The 12,995-nt window shown below is 63.3% G+C and carries 14 protein-coding genes and 1 riboswitch; of the genes, 10 read left to right on the top strand and 4 right to left on the bottom strand.

What is annotated here, in order from left to right; translation table 11 throughout:
- The first annotated feature begins 48 nt into the window (after positions 1–48).
- Positions 49–149, top strand: a riboswitch (TPP riboswitch).
- A gap of 76 nt (positions 150–225) precedes the next feature.
- From RH950_RS05705 to RH950_RS05660, 10 genes are all read left to right on the top strand, one after another.
- Entirely contained in the window at positions 226–1,341 is a 1,116-nt protein-coding gene (locus tag RH950_RS05705; protein WP_350054587.1) for an ABC transporter substrate-binding protein, read from the top strand.
- A gap of 24 nt (positions 1,342–1,365) precedes the next feature.
- Positions 1,366–2,259, top strand: a complete 894-nt coding sequence (locus RH950_RS05700) for a branched-chain amino acid ABC transporter permease (RefSeq protein WP_350054585.1) — start codon at positions 1,366–1,368, stop codon at positions 2,257–2,259.
- Complete coding sequence (locus RH950_RS05695) at positions 2,252–3,919, top strand: branched-chain amino acid ABC transporter ATP-binding protein/permease (RefSeq protein ID WP_350054583.1); 1,668 nt, start codon at positions 2,252–2,254, stop codon at positions 3,917–3,919. The genes RH950_RS05700 and RH950_RS05695 overlap by 8 nt, the downstream gene beginning before the upstream one ends.
- On the top strand, positions 3,916–4,635 hold the full coding sequence (locus RH950_RS05690; protein WP_350054581.1) for an ABC transporter ATP-binding protein: 720 nt from the start codon (positions 3,916–3,918) through the stop codon (positions 4,633–4,635). The genes RH950_RS05695 and RH950_RS05690 overlap by 4 nt, the downstream gene beginning before the upstream one ends.
- Positions 4,636–4,690: 55 nt before the next feature.
- Positions 4,691–5,377: an orotate phosphoribosyltransferase gene (locus RH950_RS05685; RefSeq protein WP_350054579.1), complete on the top strand. Its 687-nt coding sequence runs from the start codon at positions 4,691–4,693 to the stop codon at positions 5,375–5,377.
- A gap of 26 nt (positions 5,378–5,403) precedes the next feature.
- On the top strand, positions 5,404–6,027 hold the full coding sequence (locus RH950_RS05680) for a glutathione S-transferase family protein (protein ID WP_350054577.1): 624 nt from the start codon (positions 5,404–5,406) through the stop codon (positions 6,025–6,027).
- A gap of 90 nt (positions 6,028–6,117) precedes the next feature.
- A complete protein-coding gene (locus RH950_RS05675) occupies positions 6,118–7,818 on the top strand; it encodes a peptide ABC transporter substrate-binding protein (protein WP_350054575.1) in 1,701 nt (566 codons plus the stop codon).
- A 24-nt stretch (positions 7,819–7,842) separates the two neighbouring features.
- Entirely contained in the window at positions 7,843–8,811 is a 969-nt protein-coding gene (locus RH950_RS05670; RefSeq protein WP_350054573.1) for an ABC transporter permease, read from the top strand.
- On the top strand, positions 8,808–9,728 hold the full coding sequence (locus tag RH950_RS05665) for an ABC transporter permease (protein ID WP_350054571.1): 921 nt from the start codon (positions 8,808–8,810) through the stop codon (positions 9,726–9,728). The genes RH950_RS05670 and RH950_RS05665 overlap by 4 nt, the downstream gene beginning before the upstream one ends.
- Positions 9,729–9,780: 52 nt before the next feature.
- Positions 9,781–10,194: a hypothetical protein gene (locus RH950_RS05660; RefSeq protein ID WP_350054569.1), complete on the top strand. Its 414-nt coding sequence runs from the start codon at positions 9,781–9,783 to the stop codon at positions 10,192–10,194.
- A 20-nt stretch (positions 10,195–10,214) separates the two neighbouring features.
- On the opposite strand, the gene RH950_RS05655 is transcribed toward RH950_RS05660, so the two are convergent.
- From RH950_RS05655 to RH950_RS05640, 4 genes are all read right to left on the bottom strand, one after another.
- Positions 10,215–10,847 (bottom strand): PAS domain-containing protein, encoded by a 633-nt coding sequence (locus tag RH950_RS05655; protein ID WP_350054567.1) that lies wholly within the window; start codon positions 10,845–10,847, stop codon positions 10,215–10,217.
- Positions 10,848–10,924: 77 nt separating this feature from the next.
- A complete protein-coding gene (locus RH950_RS05650; RefSeq protein WP_350054565.1) occupies positions 10,925–11,359 on the bottom strand; it encodes a hypothetical protein in 435 nt (144 codons plus the stop codon).
- A gap of 228 nt (positions 11,360–11,587) precedes the next feature.
- The gene (locus tag RH950_RS05645; protein ID WP_350054563.1) at positions 11,588–12,394 is read right to left on the bottom strand and encodes an ABC transporter permease; all 807 of its coding nucleotides are present in this window, start codon (positions 12,392–12,394) and stop codon (positions 11,588–11,590) included.
- Entirely contained in the window at positions 12,391–12,990 is a 600-nt protein-coding gene (locus tag RH950_RS05640; RefSeq protein WP_350054561.1) for an ABC transporter ATP-binding protein, read from the bottom strand. Before RH950_RS05640 ends, RH950_RS05645 begins: the two co-directional genes overlap by 4 nt.
- Positions 12,991–12,995 lie beyond the last annotated feature (5 nt).

Raw genomic sequence — 12,995 nt, 5'->3', positions numbered from 1 at the left:
ATTCCTCGCCCGTCTCTTGACAAGGATCACTCCCCACCGCAGGTTGGTCGCGTGATGCTGGGGTGTTCCGGGGCGACCTGGAACTGAGAGGATACCCATCGAACCTGATCCGGGTCATGCCGGCGCAGGGAGACGTCACGAGACCGCACAGGCGGTCGCGTACACTCCTCTCGCCCCGATTTTGAATCTCACGTTCCGTCGAACGGACCGATTGGAGTGCCGGAAATGTTCCCGAAATCCGCCGCCGTCGCGCTGGCCGCGCTGCTGGTCAGCAGTCTGACAGCAAAAGCCGAAACCATCCCCGTTCTGGTGCCGATTACCGGCTTCCTGTCGCTCGAGGGCACTGCCCAGCGCAACGGCGCGGTGCTGGCGATCGAGCGGTACGGCAAGGATCTCGATCTGGATGCTGAAGTGACTGACACAGGCACCTCCCCGGAAGGCGCCGTTACCGCATTGCGCCGGGCGCTTGAAGACAAGCCGAGCGCCGCCGTTGCCTCCATGCTCGGCACGCAGATGCTGGCCATGCTGCCGATCGCAGGCCGTGCCGGTGTGCCGCTGCTCACCGTATCCGGCACGGCGAAGATCACCGAGATCGGCATTCCCTGGGTGTTCCGCTTCTTCCCCGGCGACAGCGTGGTGAAAGTCGCGCAGGCCCGGTACGCGGTCGAAGAGCTCGGCGCAAAGCGCCCGGCCCTGCTGTACCAGACCACCGCCTACGGGCAGAGCGGCGCGGAGCATCTGCGCCGGATCATGCAGGATCTCGGTGCGCCGCTGGTGTTCGAGGAAGCCATCGACATCTCCGTGAAGGACATGTTGCCAGCCCTGACAAGAATGCAGGAAGCCAAACCCGACCTGATCCTGCTGCACCTGCATTCCGGCTCCACCGCTCTGGTGATCCGGCAAGCCCGGGATCAGAACATCGCCCTGCCAATCCTTGCCGGCTCCGCCATGCACCAGCCGACCACGGCCGCCCTGCTGGAGCCGCAGCAGCTCGGCGGTGTCTGTGCCGAAAGCGCCTCCTCGCCGATCTCCGAGCCGGAAGGTCCGGTCGAGGATTTCACGGCGGAATACCGGGCTCGTTTCGGCACCGAGCCGGACGCCTTCGCACTGGCCCAGTATGACGGCGCATCCATGCTGATCGCGGCGAAGAATGCTGGCGCCAGAACAGCCACCGAAGTGCGAGACTGGCTGGCAAGCAACAGCTATGACGGGCTCGCCATGACCTACAAATCCGACGGCAAGGGCAATATGGCGCATGACGCCCTCATCGTCTGTTACGATGGCGAAAGCGCGGTGCCGGCAATCAAGCGGCGCTACGAGAATGTCAGCGGCGTGAAATAAGCGGTCGCCTGGCAGCACCACAACATGTCAACCATTGCCCTTACCCAGATCCTGCTGAACGGCCTCGCCCTTGGGGCCGCTTACGCCCTGATCGCGCTCGGCTTCGTCATCGTGCTGAATGCGGCCGGGGCCGTGAATTTCGCCCAGGGCGAGCTGGTCATGGCAGGCGGTTTCGCCGCCATCGCGCTCGCTCCTCTGATCGGTGAGGCGACGGCCCTGCCGGGGCTTTTCCTGCTGCCACTAGTGATGGGGCTGATGGGACTGGTCGGGGCCGGGTTTGCCTGGCTTGCCTATTTCCCGGTCCGCAAGCGTCACCAGGTCGCTGTCTTTGTCAGCACCATTGCCGCCGGGCTGGTGCTGCAGCATCTGGCGAACGCGTTGTTCGGAGCGGCACCCCGCGCCGGACCGCCACTGATTACGGGCGATAGCCTGAGCATCGGTGCCTTCTCTGTCTCGCTTCAGCAGATTGCCGTGATGGTCTGTGCCGCCCTGCTGATTTCCGGTACGGGCCTGTTTCTCGGCCGCACCCAGACCGGCAGGCGGATGCGGGCCGTGGCGCAGGACCCGGAAATGGCTGCTGCCATCGGCATCCGCCCGAAGCGGATGATCACCCTCTCCTTCGCCCTCGCCATCGCGCTTGCGGGTGCGGCCGGCCTGCTGTTGTCCAACCAGTTCTTCGTCAGCCCGAACGATGGCGGGCTGTTCATGCTGAAAGCCTATATCGCGGTCACCATCGGCGGCTGGGGCAGGCTCGACGGCGCCGTGATCGGCGCGCTGCTGATCGGCATCTTCGAGACGCTTGTCGCCGCGCTCGCCTCTTATCTGGTAGCCGAAGCCCTGCTTTATGCAGTGCTGCTGGTCATGCTGGTCTTCCGGCCCTCCGGGTTGCTGCCGGAGCGGGCCCGCGCCCGTGTCTGACCCGCGCGCCCGTCTGACCCTGGGCATCGCGGCAATCGCGCTGGCGCTCTATGCATTGTTCTTCGCAGGTGACTATGCCCTGCATGTCCTGACCCGTGCCGGGATCTATGCCATTGCCGCGATTGGCTATCAGCTCATCTTCGGCCGCCTTGGTGCCCTGTCGCTGGCGCAAGGATGTTTCTTCGGTCTCGGCGCCTATGCGGCTGGTCTTGGCGCGCTGGAACTTGGTCTCGGATTTCCAATGACACTGGCGGCCGGAATCCTGCTGCCAAGCCTACTGGCAGCGTTCATCGCCATCCCCGTTCTCCGGCTCGCCTCGCACTATTTCGCCCTCGCCACCCTCGGCATTGCCCAGCTCGCCCTGCTCGTTGCCACCAACTGGACGGCGGTCACCGGTGGCGCAAATGGCCTTTTCGGAATTCCGCCCATCGAGATCGGCGCGATTTCACTCGGGCATGGCCTGCCGCTGACCATACTTGTCTGGGCCTGTGTCGGACTTGCCCTCAGCATCTCGCACCGGATGACGGCCGGGAAGCGCGGGCTCGCGGTCGAGACCCTGCGGGAAGCGCCTCTTGCCGCCGCCACGCTCGGCATCGACGGGGCGGCGATCCGCTTTCGCTTTTTCGTCGCCAGCGCAGCCCTCGGCGGCCTGGCGGGGGCGTTGCAGGCGCATGCGATCGGTGTCGTCTCGCCGGACGTGCTGCAATTCCATGTCCTCGTTCTGATTCTCGCCATGACCGTGATCGGCGGCCGCGCCTCCCCCGTCGGGGCCGTGCTTGGCGCCCTGCTGCTTGTCCATCTGCCGGAATGGTTCCGGGATTTTGCCGACTATTATCTCGTGGTCTATGGCGCCGCATTGCTCGCCGCCATCATCTTCCTGCCGCGCGGCCTTGCCGGCCTGTTCGGGCAAAGCAAAATGCCCCCGGTCGAGACGGCCGATGCCGAGGCACCGCGTGATCCTGCCCCTCTCACACTGTCCGTTGAGACAGTCTCAAAACGGTTCGGCGGCGTGACCGCGCTCGACGGCGTCTCCCTCACCCTTGCCCCCGGCGAAATTCTCGGCCTGATCGGCCCGAACGGCTCCGGCAAGACAACGCTGGTCAACCTGCTCTCCGGCATCGAAAAGCCGGATGGCGGGCGCATCCTGCTCGGTGATGCCGACATTACCGGAAGGCCTCCGGAATATATCGCCCGTTCCGGTCTCTGCCGCAGCTTCCAGCATCCGCAGATCGCGCCGGACCTGACCGTGCTGGAGAGCGTCGAGGCGGTCACGACAGAGGGCGAGAGAGCCGATGCCCGCGTGACAGAAGTCGGGCTCTCAGACGGTGCGAACGAAAAAGCCGGAACCCTGCCACCAGCAGCCCTGAAACATCTCGAAATCGCCCGCGCGCTTGCCGCCGGTGCCTCCATACTCGCCCTGGACGAGCCGGCCGCCGGGATGAACGAGGTGGAACGCACGGAGCTTTCCACCTTGCTGAAGCGGCTGGCGGATGCGGGTCACGGCATCCTGCTGATCGATCACGCGATGGATTTCCTGCTGCCCCTGGCGGACCGCGTGATCTGCCTCAGTGCCGGACAGGTCGTTGCCGAGGGCACGCCTGCTGACGTCGCCCGCGATCCGGCGGCCATCAGCGCCTATTTCGGGGAGAGCCCGTTGTGAGTGCCTCCCTCCTCTCTTTCCGGAATGTCTCGGTCCGGCGTGGCGGTGCGATGGCTGTGCGCGGTCTTACACTTGAGGTCGCATCAGGCGAGATCGTCGCCCTGATCGGTCTCAACGGCGCCGGTAAATCAAGCCTGCTGCGGGCCGCCATGGGGCTGGAAACACTCACAGGTGGCGAAATCCTGTTTCGGGACCAGTCACTTGCCGGAAGAGATACGCCGGACCGGGCGCGGCGCGGCATCGGCTATTGCCCTGAAGGACGCCGGCTGTTCCCTGGCATGAGTGTTTCGGACACGCTGCATGCGGCAATGAAGACACCACGCAGGCAACGCCTCGCACGGATCGAAGAGCTCACGGAGCTCTTCCCCCTGCTCGGCAGCATTCTCGACCGGGAGAGCTGGAGCCTCAGCGGCGGGCAGCAACAGGTTGTCGCCATCGCCCGCGCGCTGATGCAGCGCCCGGAGATTCTGCTGCTGGACGAGCCCTCCCTCGGGCTTGCGCCCGTCATCTGCCAGGAGCTGTTTCCCGCGATCCGGCGGCTCGCGGACGATGGTGCCGCCGTGTTGCTTGCCGAACAAAGCACAGCCACGGCCCTCGCTGTCGCCGACCGGATCGCGGTACTGCATCGGGGCACACTGGTCCTGAACGAGCCCGCAGCCGCGCTTTCTCACGACCGCCTGAAAACAATCCTGCTTTCCGAGGGTGAACAGCGCTGACGCTTGGTTTATGCTCGCCAAAAATCGACTTGCCCGCCTATGGAGATCCCCGTCGATGGACGAGAGCCAGACACCCGACTTCCGCCAGAGCATCGCCGAGACCGCGGCGAATATCCTGCTCGAGATCGAAGCCGTTCATATCCGCCCGGAAGAGCCGTTCACCTTCACATCCGGTCGGCTCAGCCCGGTCTATGTGGATTGCCGCAAGATCATCAGCTTCCCGCGCGCCCGGAAGCAGCTGATGCAGATGGGTGTCGAGCTGCTTGCCCAGAAAGCGGGGTTCGAACAGTTCGATGCCGTGGCCGGCGGCGAGACGGCGGGCATTCCCTTTGCCGCCTGGATCGCCGACCTGCTCGGCCTGCCGATGCTCTATATCCGCAAGAAGCCGAAGGGCTTCGGCCGCAATGCCCGGATCGAGGGCACCTTCGAGGACGGCGCGCGCATCCTGCTGGTCGAGGATCTGGCAACGGACGGCGGCTCCAAGCTCTCCTTCATCGACGCCATCCGCGAGGCGGGTGGCGAGGTCGCTCACTGCTTCGTGGTGTTCCACTATGGCAACTTCCCGCAGAGCACCAGCTCGATGAAGGAGAAAGGCGTCGATCTGCACGGACTCTGCACCTGGTGGGACGTACTGGCGGCGGCGGAGAAGCGTGGCTTCACCAGCGCGCAGCTCGATGAGGTGCGCCAATTCCTGCGCGATCCGGACGGCTGGGCCGCGACCCGCGAAACCGTCGACGTCTAATAAGAAACCAACATAGGGGAAGAGTGATGCTGAGGATTCTCGGCCGCAACAATTCGAGCAACGTGCAGAAGGTAACCTGGCTCTGCGAGGAGCTGTCGATACCAAACGAGCGCGAGGACTTCGGCGGAACCTTCGCCAACACGAAAGACAATTACTACCTTTCTCTCAATCCGAACTCCCGGGTCCCGACGATTATCGAGGACGATTTTGTCCTCTGGGAATCCAACGCCATCGTGCGCTATCTCTGCACCAAGTACTCGGCGGGCGACATGGCCCCGGCGGACCCGCGTGCCTATGCCGATGCGGACCGCTGGATGGATTGGCTGCAGACCACCGTTCTGGCCCCGATCACGGTGATTTTCTGGGGCCTGGTGCGGACTCCCGAAGCAGAGCGCGATCTGGCGGCGATCGAGGCCGCACGGGAAAGCATGATCGCGATCTGGCAGATCCTTGATGAACGGCTGACGGGCCGCGACTTCATCATGGGCGACCGGCTGACCATGGCGGACATCGCCATTGCCATCAATTGCTACCGCTGGCTGACCCTGATCCAGGACCGGCCGTCCATGCCGGCGCTGGAAGCCTGGTACGCGCGCATTGCCGCGCGCCCGGCCTTCAAGAAGCACGTGCTGGACATACCCCTGACCTGAAGAAACCGAGGACGGGGCGCGGCGCTGGAAATCACCCGCCGCGCCCCCTATCCTTAGAGTATCGACCCACTGAGACGGAGACAGCCCCCGATGCGACGATCCGCCCGCGTCCTGACCATCTGGCTGCTCCTGTTTCTCTCCGCACTCCCCCTTGCCCGCCCTGCCGATGCCCGCGAACAGCTCGTCATCGGCATGACCCAGTTCCCGACCACGCTGAATCCGATGATCGATTCCATGCTGGTGAAGACCTACGTGCTCGGCATGGCGCAGCGGCAGATGACAATCTTCGGGCATGACTGGGAGCCGATCTGCCTCTGGTGCACCGAACTGCCGACATTTGAAAACAAGCGGGCGAAGCGCTTCCCGGTCCTTGATGCGACGGGAAAGGAAACCGGCCGCGAGGGCGTGCGCACGACCTACACGATCAAGCCGGGCGCCGTTTGGGGCGACGGCACAGAGATCACGACGGACGACGTTCTTTTCAGCTGGGAGGTCGGCCGGCATCCGGAAACCGGCGTGGCGGATTCCAGCAGCTATCAGGAAATCGTCGATATCGAGGTCGAGGACGAGCGCACCTTCACCATTGTCCTCGACAAGATCGACTACCGCTACAACACGCTCGGCGATTTCCAGCTGCTGCCCGCCCACCTGGAACGCGCCGCTTTCGCCAACCCGCGGGAATACAAGAACCGGACCCTGTACAAGACCGCGCCCGGAACACCCGGCCTCTATAACGGCCCGTATCGGGTCACGGAGGTCAATGAGGGTGCCTATATCGTGTTGGCCCGGAATGAGCAGTGGCAGGGCAAGCCGCCGGCTTTCGAGCGGATCGTGGTCAAGACCATCGAAAAAACCGCCGCGCTCGAGGCCAACCTGCTGTCCGGCTCGATCGATTACATCGCGGGCGAAGCCGGTCTCACCCTGGATCAGGCACTCGGCTTCGAAAAACGCCACGGGGACACCTTCGACGTCATCTACAAGCCGGGCCTGATCTACGAGCATATCGAGTTCAATCTCGACAACCCGGTACTGGCCGACATCAAGGTCCGACGCGCCCTGCTGCACGCCATCGACCGCAAGGCGATTTCCGACAAGCTGTTCGCCGGCAACCAGCCGGTCGCCCATGGTGCGGTCAATCCGCTGGACTGGGCGTATTACGACAAACTTCCGACCTACCCCTACGATCCGTCCCGGGCAAAGGCACTGCTGGACGAAGCCGGCTGGACCGAGATCAGGAACGGCATCCGGCACAGGCCGGACGGCACGAAGCTCAGTCTCGAGATCATGACCACGGCCGGAAACCGGATTCGCGAGCTGGTGGAGCAGGTGCTGCAGAATTACTGGAAACAGGTCGGTATCGAGGTGACGATCCGCAACGAGCCGGCCCGGGTGTTCTTTGGCGAAACCGTGCGGAAGCGGGCATTCCCGGCCATGGCCATGTTCGCCTGGCTGTCGGCCCCGGAAGCCCTGCCGAAGACCACGCTCTATTCAAGCTCCATTCCGACAGAAGCAAACAACTGGTCCGGCCAGAACGCGACAGGATACAGCAGTCCCGAGATGGACAGGCTGATCGACGCCATTGAAATCGAGCTCGACAGGGAAAAACGCCGGGAGCTGTGGGCCAGGCAGCAGACGCTCTACGCCACCGACCTGCCCGTGCTACCGCTCTATTTCCGCTCCGATGCCTATATCCTGCCGAAATGGCTGAAGGGCCTGCGTCCAACCGGTCACAAATACAGCTCCACCTACTGGATCGAACAATGGCGCGACGGATCGAGCGCGAGCCAGTGACTCCATGAGAAACCCCGGGCAGCCATGACCGGCTACCTCGTCCGCCGGCTCGGCCAGGCGCTGGTTGTGCTCTGGGTCATGTCCTTCGTCACCTACGGACTCTTGGCCTTGATGCCGGGCGACCCGGTCGACCTGATGCTGTCGGGCGACCCGAACGTGACCACGGCGGACGTGGCACGGCTGCGTGCCCTGCACGGCCTCGACCAGCCGTTCCTGGAGCGCTACGGGAACTGGTTCATGGGCGCCCTGCAGGGGGATTTCGGCTATTCCCGGCTGTTCTCCGCGCCGGTCCTCGATGTGCTGGGACCACGACTCCTCAACTCCCTGCTGCTGATGGGCCTCGCCTTCCTTCTGGCGGTGTCCGTCGCCCTGCCGGCGAGCATCGCGGCGGCCCGGCGGCCCGGCGGCATGGCGGACCGGCTGATCAACCTGCTCTGCTTCGCCGGTATTTCCGTGCCGCCTTTCTGGCTCGCTCTGCTGATGATCCTGCTCTTTGCCGTCAGTCTCGGCCTGTTCCCGGCCGGCGGCATGGCGACCGTCGGCGATGGCGGCCTTGGCGACCGGGCCGCCCATCTTGTGCTCCCGGTACTTACCCTCGCCGTCGCCAGCATCGCCCAGTACACCCGGCACGGCCGCGCCGCGATGATCGAGGTGCTACGGGAGGACTACATCCGCACCGCCCGGGCGAAGGGGGCGACAGAGCGGACCGTGCTCTGGCGCCACGGCTTCCGCAATGCGCTGATCCCGGTGGTCACCATCATGGCGCTCGATTTCGGCGCCCTTTTTTCCGGCGCCCTGATCGTCGAGACCATGTTCGCCTATCTCGGCATGGGCAAGACGATCTACGACGCGGTGATGGGCAACGACTACAACCTCGCCCTGGTTGGCCTGCTGCTGGCCACCAGCGTCACCCTGGCCGCGAACATCGCCGCCGACATCGCCTACGCCCTGATCGACCCGCGTATCCGGCTGACGGGAAGAGGCCGGGCATGAGCATGGCCTCTCTCCAGCCGGCGCCCCGGCGCGGCGCATTCTCGCGGCTGAAACGCAACGGCTCCGCCACGACCAGCATGATCCTGCTCGCCTGCCTGCTGCTCGCCTGTTTCGGCGCGCCGCTGGTCGGCGCCGCTCTCGGTACCGACGCCACCTCCATCGATCTGTTCAATATCTCCGCCCCGCCATCCGCCGCCCACCCGCTCGGTACGGACGAAATTGGCCGGGACCTGCTCATGCGGCTGCTCGACGGCGGACGGGTCTCCTTGACGGTCGGCATCGCCGCCGCCGCAAGCGCCACACTGATCGGCACTCTGATCGGGCTGAGCGCCGGTTATCGCGGCGGTTTTGCGGATGCGGTGCTGATGCGGCTCGCCGACGGGGTGATTTCCCTGCCGCTGCTGCCGTTGCTGATCGTTCTGGCCGCCATCGATCCGGCGAAGACCGGCCTGCCGCCGGAACTGGTGCAGTCCGAGGGTTTCAGCCTGTACCGGATTGTCGCCATCATTGCTCTGGTCGGCTGGACCACAACGGCACGGTTGGTGCGCGGCGCGGTTCTTAGCCTGCGCGAGCGGGACTTCATAGAAGCCGCCCGAGCCCAGGGACTGCCGCCGTCGCGCATCCTGTTCCGCCACCTGCTGCCGAACGCCGCCTCGCCCATCCTGGTCGCCATGACCCTGACCATCGGCAATGTCATCCTGTTCGAAAGCGTGCTCAGTTTCCTTGGTCTCGGCATCCAGCCGCCGATCCCGAGCTGGGGCAACATGCTGACCGGCGCGCAGGATCTGATCTCGGTTTCACCGATGCTCGCCATCTGGCCGGGACTGCTGATTTTCGCCGCCGTCATCGCCTTCAATTTCCTCGGCGACGGGCTGCAGGATGCGCTGGACCCACGAGCACAGAACCGGCGCGGGTAATGCGATGCCGCACCGCATTGACGCCTTGCCACCCCGTCTCTAGCTTGGCCCCATGAACCGCTTCCGCGCCCTCTCCCTCATGCTGGTCTTTCTTGTCACGCTTGGCCTTGCGGCCTGCGAGGAGGAACAGGCGACCGTGTTCAACCGGCGCGACGGCAAGGCGCCTCCCGGCGCGGGTCAGACCGGGGAGCTCTGCGTGCTGGTGCGCAACCGGGCGCCCTTCACAATCACCGGCCGGGTGCAGCTCAAGACACGGGAACGGACCAGTTTCCGTCTGCCACGCAACGGGAGGACCAAGATCTGCCTGCAGGGCACCCTTTATGGCGGCGACACGGTCTCGCTGGTGCTGACCAACTTCATGACCCTGCCGCTATTCTCCTGCTATGTCCGGTTCGATCAGTCGATCGACGTCTATGCCCGACCGCATCCTGATGGCGGCTGGCTCTACAACGCCCCCTGCAGCTGATCCGGCGGTCGTGTAAAGACCTAGAGCAGATCGCCATTCCGTCCGGCATCAGCCAATAGCGCAGAGACAGGAATATTCCCGACGATGAACTGCTCGCAGGTTTCCCCACCATAGGAAACAGGCAGAACCAGACGGCGCCAGACCTTTCCGCTGAGCCAATGCGGTGCCAGATGCTCGGAGTAAATCGGCCAGTTCGATTCGTAAACAGCCAGATAGACAGACCGATACATCAGCGCCAGCTCATGACGGGTCGTCCGGTTCATCTCGGAGACCGTGTGACCGGTCCAGTTTTTTGATGATGCGTCCGAAATTCCGGTTCCATACAATCGGTAGCGGGCGTCGTACCCGTTCCTGAGCACGTCGAGGATCATGATATTCCCGACAGCAGGCAACATGGACAGCATGTCGAAATCGACGCGGTCATGTCGGCCGGTCTCCGGATCGGCCTTGTCGAGCCAGAGCTTGTAGAGGAATTCGAGCTTCGGTTCAGGCAGACTTTCCATCTCCTCAACGAAGCTGATCTGGTGGACATCACGACCGAACTCCTGCCGGAACCCTCCGTCGAGAATGGCCAGTCCTGCCTTCCGGATCTCATCGTCCGCAAGTTCCGTCGGCTCCAACTGCGATCGCGTGGAATTATCCGGAGTTTTCATGTGCCAACCGTCGCAAGAGCGCTTGAATTGAGAAATCGGTTTGCCACCGGTTCAGGCAGCCGTCTTGAGAGACCGTTTCATACCGCGGCGGCATCACGGACCATGCTCAAGTGACGGCGAACAGCCATGATCCTGTCGAGACCTCCAGCAGCCATGAAGTCGACCGGCGGCTTGCCGTAAAACGGGTCGAGCCGATTGTTCTCCATCGGCCAACTTCCACCGTCCTTTTCCCCGTAAGCCTGAGCCACACTTCGATAAACTGTAACAAACGCAGAAGCTCTCCCCAGTTGCTCGGCTGAAAGAATCCCTTTCCGGCTGCCATCGTCCATTGCAGTCCAAGCCCCGTCATCGACATTCAACAACTTGGCCGCCTTGCGCGGCGGCAACGCCCAGAGGTCAAATAAAGTCGCCACAGTCTTGACCGCAACGGGCACCAGATCTCTACGATCGTTGGTGCTCTGCAGGCGATCACTTTGCAACCGTTCGCCATGGTCTCCAGAAAAGTAATTCATAATCTTCAAAATCCTTGCCTAATTTTTCTATGCGGCTCCCTCGTGTGCACGGACGCACATGCCCGATATTCAGCTACCATTCGATAGGTCAATAAAGGCACAGCACTTATATAAATGTCGTAGTTGTATACTTCAGAAAATCACAAATTCCAAATATTTCGCATATTAACAATAATCAAAATTTATCCAAATTCAGTGAAAAACTCACTAAACGAAGAGGAATTTTTTTCATTCGTCACCGATATCGGTCAATCGATCCAGCCTTAACCTGTGACGATGGTCCGAAAGGCGCCAACTGATGGAAAACACAGCCCCGGTGGTCCCGATTGCCGTTGCCCCGGCAATCAGGAACATGACGAGAAGCTGGTATTTTACGGCCTCGACAGGGTCAATGCCGGCGAGGATCTGCCCGGTCATCATTCCGGGCAACGACACCAGGCCCGTTGCTGCCATTGCATTGATGGTCGGGGTCAGGGCCGTCTTCAGGGCGGAACGGACTATCGGCAGGGTCGAGAGCCGGAACGGGCGGCCGAGAGCCAGTTGCGCCTCGACGGCATTCCGCTCACCAGTCAAGGCTCCGGTAATGGAGCGAATGGCCAGCGCCACGCCAGTCATGCAATTGCCCAGCACCATGCCAAGCAAAGGCAACAGGTATTGCGGGTGGTACCAGGGATCGGCCGAAACCTGGGTGATCAGGGCGAACCCCATCACCAGCACCGCCGCAAGTGTCATCACGCCGGTGCCCAGCCCATAGGCCCAGAATCCCTTCAGCCGCCGGTCCTGCCGGGCCATCGCTTCGTATCCGGCAAACCCGAGCATCACCAGGACGGCAAGACCGGTCCAGAATGGCGAAACAGTCGCCAGCAGGAAGTCGAGGATCAGCCCGATCAGCAGCAGCTGCACGACCATCCTGACCGCCGAGATGGCGAGACTGCGGGCAAGGCCAAGCGAGAGCGCGACGGAGACCGCGCCGTTGATCAGAAGCAGGGACGCCGCCAATGCCAGATCCACATAGTCGAGCGTTACGTAATTCATGTGCCACCGTCCGGAACAAGCTTGCCCGCATCGAGCAGGAAGCCGCGCCGGGCGACCCTGATGAATTGTGCGGTATCATGAGTCACGAACAGACAGCACCCGCCAGCAGCGCAATGCTCCGCAACCAGCTCTTCGATCACTTCCGTCGCCACCTCATCCAGTGATGCGGTCGGCTCGTCCAGAAGCAGGCAGTGGGGCCGGTTCTCCAGCAGCCGGACGAATCCGAGACGCTGACGCTCGCCCGAGGAAAGCCGGGCAACGGACCAGTCGACTGCGGCCGGGTCCAGCCCCAATCGTTCGACCATTGGCCGACATGCACTCCAGTTTGCGAAATGCGCGCCTACGCGATCACCCCACCAGCCGGTCTCCGCCGGCAAATAGCCGACCTGTCGACGCCAATCCGGCGCAGTCATGGTATTCCGGCCCGTCCCGTCCAGTGCGATATCGCCGCCAGCCGGGTCCAGGTCTGCAATCGCCCTCAGGAACAGCGATTTCCCCGATCCGGACCGTCCGCGCAGGGCGACGCACTCCCCCGAGGCGATCTCGAGATCAATCGGGCCGAGATGCAAGCGTACGAGATGGCGTATCGAAAGCATGCGAC

The organism is Nisaea sp. (assembly GCF_040217065.1).
GTDB lineage: Bacteria > Pseudomonadota > Alphaproteobacteria > Thalassobaculales > Thalassobaculaceae > Nisaea.
Note: the sequence above shows the minus strand (reverse complement) of the source record. Positions and strands in the feature narration are given on the sequence as shown.